At 59.5% G+C, this 16631-nt stretch carries 17 protein-coding genes and 3 pseudogenes; 13 read left to right on the plus strand and 7 right to left on the minus strand.

The window, feature by feature from the left end; genetic code table 11:
• Positions 1-55 precede the first annotated feature (55 nt).
• Entirely contained in the window at positions 56-415 is a 360-nt protein-coding gene (locus tag ACM6G4_RS01165) for a DUF6124 family protein (protein WP_056723962.1), read from the minus strand.
• 654 nt (positions 416-1069) lie between these two features.
• On the opposite strand from ACM6G4_RS01165, the gene ACM6G4_RS01170 reads away from it, so the two are divergent.
• The 3 genes and pseudogenes from ACM6G4_RS01170 to ACM6G4_RS01180 form a co-directional block, all read left to right on the plus strand.
• Entirely contained in the window at positions 1070-1186 is a 117-nt protein-coding gene (locus ACM6G4_RS01170) for a transposase (protein WP_162252412.1), read from the plus strand.
• A 51-nt stretch (positions 1187-1237) separates the two neighbouring features.
• Positions 1238-1438 (plus strand): annotated as a pseudogene (locus ACM6G4_RS01175) (IS66 family transposase zinc-finger binding domain-containing protein); the annotation flags it as partial.
• Between the two features lie 15 nt (positions 1439-1453).
• Positions 1454-1577: pseudogene (locus tag ACM6G4_RS01180) on the plus strand (IS30 family transposase); the annotation flags it as partial.
• Between the two features lie 354 nt (positions 1578-1931).
• Here the strand turns inward: ACM6G4_RS01180 and ACM6G4_RS01185 are convergent.
• From ACM6G4_RS01185 to ACM6G4_RS01200, 4 genes and pseudogenes are all read right to left on the minus strand, one after another.
• Positions 1932-2120: a hypothetical protein gene (locus tag ACM6G4_RS01185; RefSeq protein WP_414912858.1), complete on the minus strand. Its 189-nt coding sequence runs from the start codon at positions 2118-2120 to the stop codon at positions 1932-1934.
• Positions 2121-2411: 291 nt separating this feature from the next.
• Complete coding sequence (locus ACM6G4_RS01190; protein WP_056723957.1) at positions 2412-2726, minus strand: hypothetical protein; 315 nt, start codon at positions 2724-2726, stop codon at positions 2412-2414.
• 8 nt (positions 2727-2734) lie between these two features.
• Positions 2735-3313 (minus strand): hypothetical protein, encoded by a 579-nt coding sequence (locus tag ACM6G4_RS01195; RefSeq protein WP_414912962.1) that lies wholly within the window; start codon positions 3311-3313, stop codon positions 2735-2737.
• Between the two features lie 42 nt (positions 3314-3355).
• Positions 3356-4202: pseudogene (locus ACM6G4_RS01200) on the minus strand (DUF6861 domain-containing protein); the annotation flags it as partial.
• Between the two features lie 798 nt (positions 4203-5000).
• Between ACM6G4_RS01200 and ACM6G4_RS01205 the strand changes: the two are divergent.
• The 8 genes from ACM6G4_RS01205 (at position 5001) to ACM6G4_RS01240 (ending at position 11783) form a co-directional block, all read left to right on the plus strand.
• Positions 5001-5591, plus strand: a complete 591-nt coding sequence (locus ACM6G4_RS01205) for an amino acid synthesis family protein (protein WP_007978708.1) — start codon at positions 5001-5003, stop codon at positions 5589-5591.
• 44 nt (positions 5592-5635) lie between these two features.
• Positions 5636-6469, plus strand: coding sequence for an alpha/beta fold hydrolase (locus ACM6G4_RS01210; RefSeq protein ID WP_056723956.1), 834 nt, complete (start codon positions 5636-5638; stop codon positions 6467-6469).
• The gene (locus tag ACM6G4_RS01215) at positions 6466-7947 is read left to right on the plus strand and encodes an aldehyde dehydrogenase (RefSeq protein ID WP_056723954.1); all 1482 of its coding nucleotides are present in this window, start codon (positions 6466-6468) and stop codon (positions 7945-7947) included. Before ACM6G4_RS01210 ends, ACM6G4_RS01215 begins: the two co-directional genes overlap by 4 nt.
• A gap of 12 nt (positions 7948-7959) precedes the next feature.
• Positions 7960-8445 carry a flavin reductase family protein gene (locus tag ACM6G4_RS01220; RefSeq protein ID WP_056723952.1) on the plus strand — a complete coding sequence of 162 codons (486 nt, stop codon included), beginning with the start codon at positions 7960-7962 and terminating at the stop codon, positions 8443-8445.
• Positions 8446-8516: 71 nt separating this feature from the next.
• Positions 8517-9968 (plus strand): NAD-dependent succinate-semialdehyde dehydrogenase, encoded by a 1452-nt coding sequence (locus ACM6G4_RS01225; RefSeq protein ID WP_056723950.1) that lies wholly within the window; start codon positions 8517-8519, stop codon positions 9966-9968.
• A gap of 19 nt (positions 9969-9987) precedes the next feature.
• On the plus strand, positions 9988-10377 hold the full coding sequence (locus ACM6G4_RS01230; RefSeq protein WP_414912859.1) for a carboxymuconolactone decarboxylase family protein: 390 nt from the start codon (positions 9988-9990) through the stop codon (positions 10375-10377).
• An 88-nt stretch (positions 10378-10465) separates the two neighbouring features.
• On the plus strand, positions 10466-11218 hold the full coding sequence (locus ACM6G4_RS01235; RefSeq protein WP_046042558.1) for a GntR family transcriptional regulator: 753 nt from the start codon (positions 10466-10468) through the stop codon (positions 11216-11218).
• A gap of 1 nt (position 11219) precedes the next feature.
• On the plus strand, positions 11220-11783 hold the full coding sequence (locus ACM6G4_RS01240) for an NUDIX hydrolase (protein ID WP_056723948.1): 564 nt from the start codon (positions 11220-11222) through the stop codon (positions 11781-11783).
• A gap of 769 nt (positions 11784-12552) precedes the next feature.
• Here ACM6G4_RS01240 and ACM6G4_RS01245 read toward each other — a convergent pair.
• On the minus strand, positions 12553-13392 hold the full coding sequence (locus ACM6G4_RS01245; protein ID WP_223542257.1) for an AraC family transcriptional regulator: 840 nt from the start codon (positions 13390-13392) through the stop codon (positions 12553-12555).
• Between the two features lie 97 nt (positions 13393-13489).
• On the opposite strand from ACM6G4_RS01245, the gene ACM6G4_RS01250 reads away from it, so the two are divergent.
• The gene (locus ACM6G4_RS01250; RefSeq protein ID WP_414912860.1) at positions 13490-14407 is read left to right on the plus strand and encodes a LysR family transcriptional regulator; all 918 of its coding nucleotides are present in this window, start codon (positions 13490-13492) and stop codon (positions 14405-14407) included.
• Positions 14408-14543: 136 nt separating this feature from the next.
• On the opposite strand, the gene ACM6G4_RS01255 is transcribed toward ACM6G4_RS01250, so the two are convergent.
• Positions 14544-15458, minus strand: coding sequence for a LysR family transcriptional regulator (locus ACM6G4_RS01255; RefSeq protein WP_056723942.1), 915 nt, complete (start codon positions 15456-15458; stop codon positions 14544-14546).
• 71 nt (positions 15459-15529) lie between these two features.
• Between ACM6G4_RS01255 and ACM6G4_RS01260 the strand changes: the two genes are divergently transcribed.
• On the plus strand, positions 15530-16570 hold the full coding sequence (locus tag ACM6G4_RS01260) for an AraC family transcriptional regulator ligand-binding domain-containing protein (protein ID WP_414912861.1): 1041 nt from the start codon (positions 15530-15532) through the stop codon (positions 16568-16570).
• Positions 16571-16631 lie beyond the last annotated feature (61 nt).

The following is a 16631-nucleotide window of genomic DNA, read 5'->3' on the forward strand; positions in this document are numbered from 1 at the left end:
AAAAAAAACCGCCGCGCATCACCGTGAGCAACCCACTCTCTCAAGTGAACCGAACCTACGCAGGCGGATCAATCTGATCCAGCACCCGATTCGCCGTGATCTCCGCCAACATCACACTGTTGGAAATCCCCAGCAGCGCATTGCGCGACTCTCCATCCAGATGATCCACCAACTGGTGGACCATCACATCCACCGAGGCCAACGTCTCCACCAGGTAAACCACCAAGGTTTCGGTATCGACCTGCGGGTCGACGGCAAACAGAGTGCTGACCGTACGCGGCGTGGCTTTGATATCGGCAGTCGAGGGGAAGTGGAAATCGAGGGCGCGCTCGGCGGCTTCGTTGAGTTTGTTTGAGTCGGGTTCGTACGGGGATGCCGGATCGGTGTCCGGCGGGTTGGGGGTGACCTTGAACATTGGCTCTATCCTCATAAGAGTGAGGCTACAACCCGTTCGCTGCTAAACGATGGGGAGGCAGCTGTGCGCAGGTTAGCAGACCGATGAGCCAAGAAATCGGCGCGCCGAAGCGCCCTGCGCACAGCCACCATCAAGTGCAGGTATGGGATACCTGTTTGATAGAGACATCATGCGTCTTGACATCAACGGGCTGCTAAACCCGATCACTGATGGGCAGTGATGCGAATCAAGTTACCGAGCGGGCCCCAGGCGCACAAGCCGGCGGATTCTGGCGTAACCGTAGGCAACGGCGCAAGGTCTTGTAGCTTTCATCAAGTAAGCCTGACGACCTTTATACAGCCACGCCCCTCGAGTTTTTCAACTTGAAAAATTACAACGTGGGTGCTTGCACGGTGGCAACTACCTGATCACAGCCCGACACGAAATAACCCCTAACCGCCTGGCCGGAGTATCACGCTTGAAGCCGGTGAACAGGTGGTGAAGGTACCTTCAGCGACTCTGGATATCCCGTAGGTCACTGTAAACGGCAACCTGTAGGTGAATGGCGACGTCAAGTAAGCGTGCGGCCAAGTCATCTACCGAACTCCAGCATCAGGGGCGATGGTGTCCGCATATTTTTAAGCGGACGCGATCGCCCTTATCACCATGATTTTCATGCGCCAACGAAGCTCTTACCCCAAACCATTCAAAGCCCAGGTCGTCCAGGAATGCCTGCAACCCGGGGCGACGATTTCCAGCGTAGCCATCATCACGGCATCAGCGCCAACGTGATCCGCAAGTGGCTACCGATTTACCGGGATCAATCACCCGCAACATTGCCGGCTTTCGTTGCAGTTCCCACGCACTGTGATCCATCACGAGCCGGACAACACTCAGTGCGCTTGCGGCTGCCAGCTTCAGCGCATCGGTGAAGACGTCAGCGAGAAGCTGGACTACACGCCGGGCGTGTTCACCGTCGAACAGCACGTTCGGGGGAAATGGGCCTGCCGGCAGTGCGAAACACTGATCCAGGCGCCGGCGCCGAATTTACAGTAGTGGCCCAAGGGTACGGACTTGTCGGTACACAGCCAGGAAGCTTTTGGACGCCATTTCCTACCAAATGAATATTCGCCCTCGTAAACGCTTCGGTTATAAATGTCCAATTGAAGTCATTACAGAGGTGGCGGACATGACTCCCACTTCCGTTCAACAGCTGTGTTGCGGCCAACTCTTGCAACCGCCATGCCTCATCGAACAGCGCCGGGAAGGTCTAATGGTTGGCTCGGAAACAGGCGATAAATAACAAATCAAAAACGACTACCACATTTTTGGGAGGAAGGCATCGGTACGGTACCTGTGCCAGCGACCGATCATCCAAGATGCAAGACACCGGTAGGTCGTTTATTTTGTCAAATCAAGGAGCCTTGTCTAGCATCTGTTGGATAATCTTGTATGCCTTCGTATTCCTACCGTCGGTAATTTCAACATAGAACTTACTATAGGCTTTCGAGGATCGTCATATTGTTGCAGATCTGTATCAGCGATACAGCCGATAGCCTGGGATATCTCGAGGTTCGAGTTTTTCCTGAATCATCTCATTTTCGGCTGCTGAAATTAAAGGTTCCATCTGTATGTACAAAGCTAGTACGGAGCGATCTGTCAACTTGTAAAATTCAAGCTTTTTACGTAAATCCAGAGCTGCTTGTTTCAATAATGACGTATCCAAATGCATTCCTAATTGTCGACTTCGACAATGAGTTTTGCGGCTTTTGCTCGATGTGAGCGTGGGAAGCGAATAGCCAAGATTGGTTGTCGAGATACTGCAGGTCGTTCGTTTGCATCTACGGTGCCCGAGGCAAGATAAATGGCGATGCTGGGGGAATCGTTTCCTTTGCCAGCGATACATCATTCAAGACGCAAGATCACCGTTAGCCGCTTTTTCGAGACAGTTGGCTGATCCCAAATATCATACTGGCTGTAGCAGTCGCGGCAAGGCACGCAAACGATTCAAGCATTCTTATAATCTGCTTTTTCTTAACATCTCTTGTAACATTTTGAAGGCCTCTGAATTTCTACCATCATTCAGTTCAATAAAGAAATTATTATAGGCTTTCGAAAGATCAGAGTATTGCTCTAAATTTGACTCGACAAAGGTACGGTATCCAGGAATATCTCTCGCTTGCATTTTTTCCTTGATCATTCCACGTTCAGCTGCTGATATTAAATGTTCAAGCTGTTGATATAAGGCTAGCGCGGCCGAATCTTTGTCTTTGTAAAAATCCAATTTCTCACGAAGATCAATAGCGCTCTGTTTTAAAGCTAGAATATTCATGGCAATTCCTAATTATCGATTTCGCCGATGAGTTTAGCAGATGACCACTCATTTCTGTTAGGTACTAAATACTGCGCCGCTTCCCCAGCTCTTGTGATTTTACCTCCGAACTCTACCGTTGGCGCGACCTTACTAACAAAAACATCGGTAGGCTCGAGTGGTGTGATTTCAAAAATTGAATATCTAGCGTCTTCACTGAGGACCGGTAGGCCGAGCGAATCGGCTAAAGTTTTATCACTTCTAGCTGCAGCCTTTAACTCATCCATGGTGGTGAAAAAAGGCGAGTAGTCGGAAATTCCTTCTGCGCCCTGAGGTACGACCTTCACCAGCGGCGTTGACATACGAATTGTTACTGGCACAGTGCTTCCTGAGGCGATCTGATTAAGAGCCCTGTTGTAAAGCGCTTCAGCAGTCAGTGTCGGGTCTGCTGCAATTAGTTTGGCTGAGTATTTCTGCCCCTCTGCGCTAAGCAAATAGTCATCGACTTGCTGGTCACTCAATCCTACTGGCTTGAATGTTTTAGCAAGCTCTCGCTGTTTTTCGACTGCCACGAATTTCGGATCCTGCTGAGCATAGAACTCACGCATCTCCTTTTCCTTCGCAAGCCTCTCCAGCGAGGTCACTCCCCTAATCTGTAGCTCCGGATGCTCCAAAAGTAGTTTTTCGTTTTTCGTGAGCCATACAGCAAACGGCTTGTTGGAAATCTCTGATCGAAGCTTGGCACTTCTCGTCGCAATACTTTCCAGGCTGTTGACCACACCCGCTTTCATCTGCCCTCGGGTGAGATAGGTGACAATTGCCGTCAGTAGCAGCAACACCAATTGCTCTTGCCCTTGGGCCAACTGTCTGGCTGCGCGTTCTTTGCGTTCCTGGATCATCGCCGCTGAACCGCCAGTCGGGTCGAGGCCTGGATTTTTCAAGCCGTCTTCCGCTTTGCCACGCGGTACAGAGACCTTCAAATATCGTGGATAGGCAGGGCCCGATTCCCGCCGAGAAATAACCGGTGATGGCGTACAACCCCAGCGCTGCCATGATCAAATTACCGACCTGCAATCCGACACCGGCGCCGATTGCTGCGCCAGGCACTGCGCCAGCACCAAAGGCAAACGAGCCAACCGCTCCACCCAGAGCTGCGCCGATCGTCACGCTACCGCCCACGATCATCACAACTTCCTGCAACAGTTTGAGCAACACCGGCAGAATTTCGTTGATATTGATCGACGCCCATTTGCGGCTGATGTTCATCTGCATAATGGGGACAGATAGGGCCATCGCGTGGCGGACGTTATCGATCCGATGCCCGCCCACGTACCCGTAGGCTTGAGTGGCGCCGTTGCTGACGCGGCGGGTAAAGCCGTTCCAGCCGTCGTGGGCGCTTTGGAAGCCGTTATCAACGCCCTCATTCAACGCATTGAATTTCTGGTCGAAATTTCGTTCGATGTCGTCCCAGCTGGGCAGGTTGGTTAAAAGATCCATTTACTTGTGACGTCCTTGAAAGGAGGCGGGGCTGCCACACTTGTTGATAGCTCGGCCGGGTATGGCAGGTTGCCCATTTATGGCCGCGAATGCTCGAAAGCATTTTCAAACGGGGGCTATTTTTCTCATCGGGGGGCGGATGATCGTGATCAGCTGGTGAGCGTAATGTCGGCTGCTCTTATAAAGCGGTGTACGTAAAATGCGCATAGATGATCTGTTCGATACGCACATGCCAAAGGGTGTCCTCACGCGCCTGCCCACACAACGGGGGGGTGAAATCGAGCAGTTGCTTATACATAAGTGACAACCGGTTTAATCACGCAAGACGTGATGCCCGGGCGCATACCAATCTCATGCAGCGGCATGGTGTTTATATCGATTTCACGCTCTGGTAGTGCATCAGTTGATCTTCGATGTTGCTGTGCATGGGCCAGGCGATGGCCAACTCGATGATCATACCGCTCTGTTCCTGCTTACCAACCCGGATTACCTACGGCTGACCTGCAGCGAGGATCAAAAGCCAGGTGTCGGGCGAAAAACTATGCCCGCTCGCGATTTTTTTCGCGCAAGGCATCAACTTAACGCTGCTTCACCTCTGACCCCTTTCCTTACCCTTCTCTTCCCTCTCATGCCGGGCCTGTGCCCGGCGTAAACCCGTGCCCGCCGTTTGTCCGCTGCTGCCCACTGCGCGAACTTTTACCTGCCATCCAGCCAGAAACTCCGTTCAGGGACTTGTGCTATCGGTATTATGGTATACCATCAGACGCACAGACACCCAAAACCTCTACGGAGCAGCTCATGAGTTTCGAAATCCGCAAGATCGTCAGCTATGTCGAAGAAACCTTTATTGAAGGCGGCAAAGCCACCGATAAGCCCGTGACCATGGTCGGTCTGGCCGTGGTGATGAAAAACCCCTGGCTGGGCAACGGTTTCGTCGAAGACCTGAAACCGCAGATCCGCGCCAACTGCTCCGACCTCGGCGCGCTGATGGTCGAGCGTCTGGTGGGCATCATTGGCGGTGCCGAGAAAATCGAGGCCTACGGCAAGGCTGCGGTGGTCGGCGCCGATGGCGAAATCGAACACGCTTCGGCGGTGATCCACACCCTGCGCTTCGGTAACCACTACCGCGAAGCGGTCAAGGCCAAGAGTTACCTGAGTTTCACCAACAAGCGCGGCGGCCCGGGCACTTCGATCCAGATCCCGATGATGCACAAGGACGACGAAGGCCTTCGCTCGCACTACATCACTTTGGAAATGCAGATCGAAGATGCACCCCGTGCCGACGAAATCGTCGTGGTCCTGGGTTGCGCCGACGGCGGCCGCCTGCACCCGCGCATCGGCAACCGCTACATCGACCTGGAAGAACTGGCAGCCGAAAAAGCCCAGTAACCGGCCAGCAGAACGACAACAAGAAGGCATTGCAGGAGCGCTCCATGATTCGGCTCACCGCTGAACTCACCCCGGCTGGCACCAGTTACCTGGCGACCGGCCAAGGCCAGCCCGTGGTCTTGATCCACGGCGTGGGCCTGAACAAAGAAATGTGGGGCGGCCAGATCGTTGGCCTGGCCACGAAGTACCGCGTCATCGCCTACGACATGCTCGGCCATGGCGCCAGCCCACGCCCGGAAAGCGGTACGCCGCTGCTCGGCTATGCCGACCAATTGCTGGAGCTGCTCGACCATCTGCAATTGCCCAAGGCCACGGTGATCGGTTTTTCCATGGGCGGGCTGGTGGCGCGGGCGTTTGCCCTGCACTACCCGCAACGCCTGGAGGGCCTGGTGGTGCTCAACAGCGTGTTCAACCGCAGCGCCGAACAGCGCGCCGGAGTCATCGCCCGCACCAGCCAGGCCGCCGAACACGGGCCGGACGCCAATGCCGAAGCGGCGCTGTCGCGCTGGTTCAGCCGTGAATACCAGGCCGCGAATCCGGCGCAGATCGCCGCGATTCGCCAGACCCTGGCCGGTAATGATCCGCAGGGTTACCTGACCACTTATGAACTGTTCGCCACTCAGGACATGTACCGCGCCGACGACCTGGCCAGCATCCGGGTGCCGACGTTGATCGCCACCGGCGAACTGGACCCCGGCTCGACCCCGGAAATGGCCAGGCAACTGGCCGAACGCATTCCCGGTGCGACCGTTGCCGTGCTCGCCGAGCAACGGCATATGATGCCGGTAGAGTCGCCGCGCCTGGTCAACCAGCTGTTGCTGGAGTTTCTGCAGACCGCGCACTCCCAACAAAACCAGATCAAGGGGATCGTTGCATGACACTCGCACGCTTCCAGATGTGCATCGGCGGTGAATGGGTCGATGCCCTGTCCGGCAAGACCTTCGAAAGCCTCAACCCGGCGCTGGCCGAACCTTGGGCCGAATTGCCCGATGCCGACGAAGCCGATGTCGAGCGCGCCGTACAAGCCGCGCAAACCGCGTTCGACAGCCCGGCCTGGCGCGGTTTGACCGCCACCGCTCGTGGCAAACTGCTGCGACGCCTGGGCGACCTGATCGCCGAAAACAAAGAACAACTGGCGCAGCTGGAAAGCCGCGACAACGGCAAGCTGATCCGCGAAACCCGTGGCCAGGTTGGTTATCTGCCAGAGTTCTTCCACTACACCGCAGGCCTGGCGGACAAGCTCGAAGGCGGCACCCTGCCGCTGGACAAGCCAGATCTGTTTGCCTACACCGTGCACGAAGCCATGGGCGTGGTCGCCGCAATCATTCCGTGGAACAGCCCGCTGTACCTGACCGCGATCAAACTTGCCCCGGCCCTCGCGGCGGGCAACACCATCGTGATCAAGCCGTCGGAACACGCCTCGGCAACGATTCTTGAACTGGCGCGTCTGGCGCTGGAAGCCGGGATTCCACCGGGCGTAGTCAACGTTGTCACCGGTTACGGCCCGAGCACCGGTGCCGCCCTCACCCGCCATCCGCTGATCCGCAAGATCGCCTTCACCGGCGGCGCGGCCACGGCGCGGCATGTGGTACGCAGCAGCGCGGAGAACTTCGCCAAGCTGTCGCTGGAACTGGGGGGCAAATCGCCGAACATCATCTTCGCCGACGCCGACCTCGACAGCGCGATCAACGGCGCCATCGCCGGGATCTACGCCGCCTCCGGGCAGAGCTGTGTGTCCGGTTCGCGCTTGCTGGTGCAGGACGAAATCTACGATGAGTTCGTCGGCCGCCTGGTGGAACGCGCCCAGCGCATCCGCATCGGCAACCCCCAGGACGACAGCAGCGAAATGGGCCCGATGGCCACCGCGCAGCAACTGGCCGTGGTCGAAGGCCTGGTGGCCGATGCCATCGCCGAAGGTGCGCGCCTGCGTCTGGGTGGCAAGCGTCCGGAGAATCTGGGCGACGGTTGGTTCTACGAGCCGACGCTGTTCGAATGCGACCGCAACTCGATGAAGATCATGCAGGAAGAAGTCTTTGGCCCGGTGGCCTCGGTCATCCGGTTCAAGGACGAAGCCGAAGCGCTGGCGATTGCCAACGACTCGCAGTTCGGCCTCGCCGCCGGCATCTGGACCCGAGATTTGGGCCGTGCCCATCGCCTGGCCCGGGACGTGCGTTCGGGGATCATCTGGGTCAACACCTACCGCGCGGTCTCGGCCATGGCGCCGATCGGCGGCTTCAAGAACAGCGGCTATGGACGCGAAAGCGGCATCGATTCGGTGCTGGCCTACACCGAGCTGAAAACGGTGTGGATCAACCTGTCCCAGGCACCGATGCCTGATCCCTTCGTGATGCGCTAGGAGTCCTGGAAAATGATCGAACCCGGCATTTACAAAGACGTCATGAGCTCGTTCCCGTCCGGGGTCACGGTGGTCACCACCCTGGACCCGGAAGGCGGCATCGTCGGCATCACCGCCAGCGCCTTCAGTGCGCTGTCGATCGATCCGGCACTGGTGCTGTTCTGCCCCAACTACGGCTCCGACACCTATCCGGTGCTGCGCGACAGCAAGCAGTTCGCGATTCACTTGCTGTCCGCCGAGCAGACCGCCGAAGCCTATGCCTTCGCCGGTAAAGGCAAGGACAAGGCCAAAGGTATCGAGTGGCACTTGAGCGATCTGGGTAACCCGATCCTCGCCAAGGCGACGGCGATCATCGAGTGCGAACTGTGGCGCGAATACGACGGCGGTGATCACGCGATCATCGTCGGCGCGGTGAAGAACCTGATCCTGCCCGCGCAACCGGTCACGCCGATGATCTACCACAAAGGCAAGCTGGGGCCGCTGCCCACCCTGGCCTGATGGTTGAACACAATCCCCCTGTGGGAGCGGGCTTGCTCCCACAGGGTCCACCACTTTACTCGGGAGCCGGCATGAGCCCAGCAGCCTCGTTACTGTTCCGCCAGCAGGCCTACATCAACGGCCAATGGCTGGACGCGCCGGATGGCGCCTGTCAGGACATCTTCAACCCGGCCACCGGTGAACTCATCGGCCGGGTGCCGAACCTCGGTGCCGAGCACGCGCGCCAGGCTATCGAGGCCGCCAACAAAGCCTGGCCGGCCTGGCGCGCACTGACCGCCAAGGAGCGCAGCAATACGCTCAAGCGCTGGCATGCCTTGATGCTGGAGAACGCCGACGCCCTGGCTGAAATCCTCACCCTCGAACAAGGCAAGCCACTGACTGAGGCCAAGGGTGAAATCCTCTATGCCGCGAGCTTCATCGAGTGGTTCGCCGAAGAGGCCAAGCGCATCTACGGCGACACCATTCCCAGCCACAAGGGTGATGCGCGCATTGTGGTCAGCAAGGAGCCGATTGGCGTCGTCGCGGCCATCACGCCGTGGAACTTCCCGGCGGCGATGATCACCCGCAAGGCCGGCCCGGCGCTGGCGGCCGGTTGCCCGTGCATCGTCAAGCCGGCCCCGGAAACGCCGTTCTCGGCGCTGGCCATGGCCGCACTGGCGGAACAGGCCGGCATTCCAGCGGGCATCTTCAACGTGGTCACTGGCGATGCCATTGCCATCGGTGGTGAGCTGACTTCAAGCCCTCTCGTGCGCAAGTTGTCGTTCACCGGCTCCACCGGGATCGGAAAATTGCTGATGGCCCAGTGCGCGCCGACCCTGAAAAAAGTCTCGCTGGAACTGGGCGGCAACGCGCCATTCATCGTCTTCGACGACGCCGATCTGGAGCGTGCCGTCGATGGCGCGCTGATCGCCAAATTCCGCAACGCCGGGCAGACCTGCGTCTGCGTCAACCGCTTCCTGGTGCAAGACGGCATCCACGACGCCTTTGTCGCGCGCCTGGCCGAGCGGGTTTCGCAGCTCAAGGTCGGCAGCGGTTTCGATGATGCCGTCACCCAAGGGCCGCTGATCAACGAGCGTGCCGTGGCCAAGGTCGAAGACCACGTGCAAGACGCACTGGCCCACGGTGCACAACTGCTGTGCGGCGGCGAGCGCCATGCATTGGGTAACGGCTTCTTCCAGCCGACCGTGCTTATCGGCGTCACCACGCAGATGAAGGTCGCGCGGGATGAAACCTTTGGCCCGCTGGCCGCCGTGTTTCGCTTCAACACCGAGGCCCAGGCCGTCGAGATGGCCAACGACACCGAATTCGGCCTGGCCGCCTACTGCTACACCCGCGACCTGGGCCGCGCCTGGCGCATGAGCGAGGCACTGGAATACGGCATGGTCGGGATCAACGAAGGGCTGATTTCCACCGAAGTCGCACCGTTCGGCGGCATCAAATCTTCAGGCTTGGGCCGTGAAGGTTCCAAGTACGGCATCGAGGATTACCTGGAACTCAAATACACCTTGATGGGCGGCCTCTGAGCCCACGGGAGCGACGCAAATGAGCAACGAAAAATACGAAAAAGGCCTGAAGATCCGCACCCAGGTGCTGGGCGAGACCTACGTCAACCGTTCCATCGAGAACGCCGACGACTTCACTCGACCGTTGCAGGAAATGGTCACCGAATATTGTTGGGGTCATGTCTGGGGTCGTGAGGGTTTGTCGCTCAAGGAGCGCAGCATGATCAACCTGGCGATGATCTCGGCCCTCAACCGGCCCCATGAACTCAAGCTGCATGTGCGCGGCGCCTTGCGTAACGGCCTGAGTCGTGAGCAAATACGCGAAATATTGCTTCAGGTCGGCATTTATTGCGGTGTCCCCGCTGCCGTAGACAGTTTCCGGCTCGCCCGTGAAGCCTTCGCCGAAGCCGATGCCGAGGCCTCCAGTTAACCCTTGGCTGTTTGATCTGACCGGGCACCCAGATTCCCGTAATCGAAGTGTTCTTTTTGCATGGACAGCCACAATCAGAGCGGACCCCATGAAACGCCTGCCACTCGACGACAGCTTCAAGGTCAATCGCAACCCCGTTACCCTGCGCGAAATCGTGCTGGATAAACTGCGAAGCGCCATCATGAACTTCCAGCTCCTGCCGGGAGACCGTCTGGTCGAACGCGATCTGTGCGATCGCCTGGGCGTCAGCCGTACTTCCGTGCGCGAAGCCTTGCGTCATCTTGAATCCGAAGGCCTGGTGGAATTCGCCGACGCCAAGGGCCCGCGTGTCGCGATCATCACCCTGGCCGATGCCGTGGACATCTACGAGCTGCGCTGCGTGCTCGAAGGGCTGATCGTTCAGCTGTTCACCCTGCGCGCCAAGGCCAAGGACATCAAGGCCCTGGAAAAAGCCCTGGAAGAAAACCGCAAGGCGTTGAAAGACGGCGAGCTGCAACAGGTCATCGACTCGGTGCAGGGTTTCTACGACGTGCTGCTCGAAGGCTCGGGCAACCATGTCGCGGCCACTCAACTGCGCCAGTTGCAGGCACGCATCAGCTATCTGCGCGCAACCTCGGTGTCCCAGGAAAACCGTCGCGGCGCCAGCAACCAGGAAATGGAACGCATGGTCGAGGCGATCAAGGGCGGTGACCCGCTGGCCGCCCACCAGGCATGCGTCGACCATGTGCGTGCAGCCGCTGCCGTGGCCCTGGACTACCTCAAGCGCAAGCAGGAAGAAACCGGCGACATCCCGGCGATCACCCAGCCCATCGCGCTGAAAGAACCGCGCATAGGTCGCTGACATGTTCAGCCCGAGCTTTTGCCCCAAGTGCGGCAGCGCAGACCTTAGGTCACAGTTGCCGCCGGGCGATACGCACGAGCGCCTGATGTGCCGCGGCTGCGGCTACATCCATTACGTCAATCCGAAGATCATTGCCGGCTGCATCATCGAGCAGGACGGCAAGTACCTGTTGTGCCAGCGCGCGATTCCACCGCGCCCCGGCACCTGGACCCTGCCGGCGGGCTTCATGGAAAGCGGCGAGACCACCGAGCAGGCGGCCTTGCGCGAAGTCTGGGAAGAAAGCGGCGTGCGTGCGGAAATCGTCTCGCCCTATTCGATCTTCAGCGTGCCGCAGATCAGCGAGGTGTACATCATCTTTCGCGCCATCGCGCTGGAGATCACCGGGCAGTACGGGCCGGAAACCCTCGACTACCAGTTCTTCGCGCCTGAGGATATTCCCTGGGACAGCATCTACTACCCGGCGATCCGGCAGATTCTTGAGCGCTATATCGAGGAGCGCCAGGCCGGGGTGTATGGCATCTACATGGGTAATGATGACAGCGGGAAGATTCACTTTATTCGCTGATGCTGCGGGTTTTGACCGTGTACATATCCGTTTCTTTGGTAACGGCCGCTTAAGGTTCCGCCCTTACGGCGGGTCACTTGGAAAAGCCTGCGCGGCCCGGCGCAAAGTAACCAAACGCTCTTGCCCCTGACATTCGGCCTCACGAGGGGGCGTGCACCGCAACAGCGCCCGAGGCGGCCTACCGGCCTGGTTCTGATGTGTGCGTGTTTCCCTGTAGGAGCTGTCGAGTGCAACGAGGCTGCGATCTTTTGATTTTTGACAATGTCGAAGGGTGCGGAAAATCAAGATCAAAAGATCGCAGCCTGCGGCAGCTCCTACAGGGGGAATGCGTTTAGCCGAAAGAGATTGGTCGGCCATAAGGCCGCCATCGTCGGAACGCCGCCCGGACCAAGCTCGCTCCCACAGAAAAGCAAAGACAGATCGGCGTACACAGACGCTTCTCACCACTCATCAGGCCGAGCGTTAGCTCGCCTGCAGCTCTTGATCTTGATCCACCCGCCCCCTCGGCAGGCTGAGCGCAGGTGTTCATCCGGGGATGGGCGCGCAGCGCCGTTCGACGCAGTCGAACTCATTGCATGTAGGTCGAAGCGAAGCCGACCGGAGGGCAATGCCCCCGGATGAATACCGCAGCGAGGGGCCGTACGTTCGGGGCGAGACCTTTGGTTCCTTTGGGCTGGGCCGGCACTCCGGCGTTTGCCAAAGGGACTCGCCGTAAGGGCGAAACCATAAGTCGCCGTTACCGCAGCAACGGATATGTACTCAACCAAAACTACAAACCAAGACGAAACTGCTTCGGAGTAATCCCGAACTGCTTGCGAAACGCCCGAATGAAATTACTCGGTTGCCGATACCCCAACCGCTCGGCAATCCGCTCGATCGGCTGATCCCCCGCCGTCAACCAGTGCCGCGCCATCTCCAGGCTGTCACTGCGGGTATGCTGCACCGCCGCAGTCTGCCAGTGCCGCAACATACTCTGATGCAAAAACCCGTTGGCCCCGAGCAGAGGCTCATCGAGACTGGCAGCCGGCAGGCTCAGGCACGGATGTGAACCCTCCAGCACCTCGACACCAGCGCTACGCAACCATTGCCCGGCAGCCTGTTGCGGTGTCAGTTGGACCGCGATGAACACTTTGGCCGGCGCTCGCCCCAAACGTCGGGCGATGTTGCGCACCAACGTCAGGGTCGCCGCATCGAGGCCGAAAAAATGTGGCTGACGGTCAGCACTGCGCAAGTGCAAACGAGCCTGCCCGTCACCCTCCTCCAATTCCGCCACCACGTAATTGGTTACCCGCGGCAGGAAATCGGTGAAACACGCCAGGCTCGCCCGCAGGGTCGCGGCGGAGTCCAGCAGAATGTTCAACCCCCGCAGCGTAGTGGTCGCCATGCCGTTGACCAGATCGCAACCAAACGACACCCCCGCGCCCGCACGTTCGCATTCACTCCACAGGCGTTCGACCAGATGCACGGGCACATGCAGGTCCTGCCCTTCGAGCAATGACAGGCAGATGCCGGCCCGTTCCAGCAGTTGGTCCTGACACAGGCCGGACTGCCGGGCATGGCTGAGAATGGTGCGGGTGAAGGCGCTGGAAATGAACAGTTGAGGGGTCATGGCAGGTTACGGCGAGAAGACAGGCGTGTACTTATGCCAGCCTCTGTGCTATCGATCCAATGCATTAAAAGTATCCGCCGAATGCAGGAGACGCATGATGGACCTACGACAACTCCGCCACCTTGTCGCCCTGGCCGATTACCGCAACTTCGGCCGGGCCGCCGAGGCGATCAACCTCAGCCAACCCGCCTTCAGTCGCAGCATCCAGACCCTGGAGCGCGACCTCGACTGCGCGCTGGTAGAACGCAGCAGTCGCGAATTCCGCCTGACTGGCCAGGGTGAACTGGTGCTGCAACACGCCCGGCGCCTGCTCGCCGGCAGCCAGGCCTTGCACAACGAACTGACGCAATACAACGGCCTGACCGGTGGCGAGTTGCACTTCGGCTGCGGCCCGTACCCGGCCCAGGTGCTGGTGCCCGAGGCGCTGGCGGAATTCATCCAGGCGCACCCGGCGATCCGCATCAGTTTCCACCAGGGCGACTGGGAGCAACTGGCGGTCTGGCTTCGTGAGCAGCAGATCGAATTCCTGGTGGCCGACGCGCGGTACTTCACCGGCGACCCGCAATACCAGGTTCAGCTGCTGCGCCCTCGACGCGGGCGGTTCTTTTGCCGTGTCGGTCATCCCTTGGTGCAGCAGCAGAACCCGACCCTGCGCGCCCTGCTCGACTACGCGGTGGTCGGCACGCGGATACCGCCGATGATCCGCAAGATCCTCGCCGACGTGCAGGGCGAGGCAGACTTCAACCCGAGCGTGGAATGCGCGCAATTCGATGCGATCCGCCGTGTGGTGATGCGCTCCGACGCGGTGGGTATCGCCACCGTGGAGGCCTTGGCCGAACTGGTCGATCAGGGCCTGATCCACCTTCTGGAGTTTGCCGATGTGCCCAAGGACGATCCCGGCCTGCAATTGCACTACGGCATTGTCAGCCGTGCCGGGCATTCCCTGACACCGGCCGCGCTGGCGATGGTCGATGCGGTGCTGTCGGTTGACCGGCGCTTGCTGGCCTCGAATTAAGGCCTGCCTGCAACGCCGCAATCCTTGTGGGAGCGGGCTTGCTCGCGAAAGCGGTATGTCATTCAACAATGATGTCGACTGACACGGCCCCTTCGCGAGCAAGCCCGCTCCCACAGGGGCTGATTTCACCACGAAGTCACGCACGCCGCGCCAGCGCCTGCAATGCCCGGGGCTCACCGAGGGCGCGCAGCAGGCAATGCATCGCCTCCTCGCGGCTGCGCTCGAAGCGATAGCGCGACTCGATGTACAGCGCCAGTTTCAATTCCACCGGTTCGTCCAGGGGCAGCGGCACGTGTTGCAGGCCCAGCACGTTGGCGACCCGGCTTGGCAGGCTGATGCCGAACGGCTGGCGATCGGCGATCAGCTTCGCGGCCAGGGTGCTTTGGGTGCTCATCGCCACATTCCGCCTCAGGCCTTTCAAACCAAGCTGCAAGTCCACCGGGCTGAGCCCGTCGCGGCGGCTGGATACCTGGATCTGCGGCTGCTCCAGATACGCCTGCAGGGTGCGCGGCGGTTCCTTGAGCGCAGCGCCATAGGCGAACACGTAATGGTCGGCGGGCAGTGCCTGTTTGTGCAGGCCGGCAAGTCCGGCCAGCGGCTGGTCGAGGTCGATCAGGATATCCAGCTTGCCGCTGGCCAGGTCCTGCAGGGCGTCACGGCGCCGGGGCTGGAAATAACGCACCTGCCAATCGGCGTGGGGCGATTCGAGCAAGGCATCGAGCAACACCGGTTGCAGGCAGTCCAGACAACTGATGCGCAGCAGCGGATTGCTCTGCCGCGCGGCGGGAATCATGCGCAAGCCATCGCGCAATGACTCTAGCGCGGCACGCACGTAGTCAGCCAGACGATGGGCGACCAGTGTCGGCGTCACCCCCAGGCGACTCTTGATGAACAGCGGGTCGCCGCACAATTCCCGCAGGCGACGCAACGCATTGCTCATGGCCGGTTGCGACAGACACATCACCTCGGCCGCACGGGTGACGCTACGCTGCTGGTAAATCGCATCGAAGGCGAGCAACAGGTTCAAATCGAGCTGGCGTAAATCAAGCATGGTCTTGCTCCGGCAAATCGCTTAACGTCGGGCAGCCTAACCAGTGTTCCGGAACAAGCTGTGAGCCCTACATGACAAAAAGCGATCAGCCACTGCACGATCAATCGATACCCAACGCGTTCTATGCGCCGACCCTGTTGCCGGCGATCGAAGAGTTGCTGGCCCGTGGCGTGGACCGGGACAGTATCGAAGACCTGTTTCGCCGCAGCCTGTTCGAGTTGCGCACGCCATTCATGCGCATTCCGCTGTTCATGTCGCGGCGCTTCTGGGCGTTTGCCCTGGAGCAGACCGGCGACCCGCTGATCGGCCTGGCGGCTGGCCGGCGTTTCGTTTCCACCGCCACCAACGGACTGACATACCTGTTCGACGTGGCCGCCTCACTGGACAGCGCCTGCCAGTATTTCGTGCGCTTCTTTCCGTTTTTCAACGGGCACTTCCAGGCCCGGATCGTGCGCGGCGACGACAGCGTCGAATTACGCCTGCTCGACCGTGGCAGCGTGAAAGCCAGCGCGGCGACCACCGATTACATCCTCATCAGCCTGTGCAGCATGTTGCGGCGAAAGTTCCTCGCCAGCGGCCTGGAGCGTGATCCGGTTCTGGGCGTCGGGCTGGCCGGCGCTTGCACGGCCAATGCGCAGGACCATCAACAAGCCTTTCGCGCACCGGTGCAATGGGGACAGGCGCAGCACTCGATCCGCCTCGATCCGCAGCTGTTCGTCATCCCGTTGACGCCGGGCAATCATGACCTGGAAAACACGCTGATAGAGCTGCTGGAGCAGACCCGACGCAACAGCGAACCGACCTTGCTCGAGCAAGTCTGCGACCATTTGATCGGCGACCTCGCCGGGGCCAACTGGCAGCAATTCTGTACCACCCAGCACTTGCTCGAGCGCACCGCCGCCCGACGCTTGAAGGCATTGGGCTGGAGTTTTTCAGAGTTGCTCGACGAATACCGCCGCTACCGGGCCGAAGACTTTTTGCAGGGAACGGACCTGGAGCTGGTGGAGATCTCCGACCGCCTGGGCTACAGCGATGTGCAAAGCTTCAACCGTGCCTGCCTGCGGTGGCTGGGGTGCGCGCCGGGAGCCTGGCGAACCCGGCAAGGTCAATAGAAAACCACGCCCGTGCGCCACGGGTGCCTTGGTTTTTTGCGTCCCCCCATTTTGTCGTTTG

Origin of the sequence: Pseudomonas sp. IT-P258 (genome assembly GCF_949767825.1) — a bacterium.
GTDB lineage: Bacteria > Pseudomonadota > Gammaproteobacteria > Pseudomonadales > Pseudomonadaceae > Aquipseudomonas > Aquipseudomonas monachiensis.

Excerpts from the sequence above, each read along its gene's own strand:
- ACM6G4_RS01215 (WP_056723954.1), top strand. The coding sequence starts at position 6,466 with ATGACACTCGCACGCTTCCAGATGTGCATCGGCGGTGAATGGGTCGAT.
- ACM6G4_RS01190 (WP_056723957.1), bottom strand. The coding sequence starts at position 2,726 with ATGAATATTCTAGCTTTAAAACAGAGCGCTATTGATCTTCGTGAGAAA.
- ACM6G4_RS01195 (WP_414912962.1), bottom strand. The coding sequence starts at position 3,313 with ATGCGTGAGTTCTATGCTCAGCAGGATCCGAAATTCGTGGCAGTCGAA.
- ACM6G4_RS01170 (WP_162252412.1), top strand. The coding sequence starts at position 1,070 with ATGCGCCAACGAAGCTCTTACCCCAAACCATTCAAAGCCCAGGTCGTC.
- ACM6G4_RS01205 (WP_007978708.1), top strand. The coding sequence starts at position 5,001 with ATGAGTTTCGAAATCCGCAAGATCGTCAGCTATGTCGAAGAAACCTTT.
- ACM6G4_RS01210 (WP_056723956.1), top strand. The coding sequence starts at position 5,636 with ATGATTCGGCTCACCGCTGAACTCACCCCGGCTGGCACCAGTTACCTG.
- ACM6G4_RS01220 (WP_056723952.1), top strand. The coding sequence starts at position 7,960 with ATGATCGAACCCGGCATTTACAAAGACGTCATGAGCTCGTTCCCGTCC.
- ACM6G4_RS01240 (WP_056723948.1), top strand. The coding sequence starts at position 11,220 with ATGTTCAGCCCGAGCTTTTGCCCCAAGTGCGGCAGCGCAGACCTTAGG.
- ACM6G4_RS01260 (WP_414912861.1), top strand. The coding sequence starts at position 15,530 with ATGACAAAAAGCGATCAGCCACTGCACGATCAATCGATACCCAACGCG.
- ACM6G4_RS01235 (WP_046042558.1), top strand. The coding sequence starts at position 10,466 with ATGAAACGCCTGCCACTCGACGACAGCTTCAAGGTCAATCGCAACCCC.
- ACM6G4_RS01225 (WP_056723950.1), top strand. The coding sequence starts at position 8,517 with ATGAGCCCAGCAGCCTCGTTACTGTTCCGCCAGCAGGCCTACATCAAC.
- ACM6G4_RS01255 (WP_056723942.1), bottom strand. The coding sequence starts at position 15,458 with ATGCTTGATTTACGCCAGCTCGATTTGAACCTGTTGCTCGCCTTCGAT.
- ACM6G4_RS01250 (WP_414912860.1), top strand. The coding sequence starts at position 13,490 with ATGGACCTACGACAACTCCGCCACCTTGTCGCCCTGGCCGATTACCGC.
- ACM6G4_RS01230 (WP_414912859.1), top strand. The coding sequence starts at position 9,988 with ATGAGCAACGAAAAATACGAAAAAGGCCTGAAGATCCGCACCCAGGTG.
- ACM6G4_RS01245 (WP_223542257.1), bottom strand. The coding sequence starts at position 13,392 with ATGACCCCTCAACTGTTCATTTCCAGCGCCTTCACCCGCACCATTCTC.
- ACM6G4_RS01165 (WP_056723962.1), bottom strand. The coding sequence starts at position 415 with ATGTTCAAGGTCACCCCCAACCCGCCGGACACCGATCCGGCATCCCCG.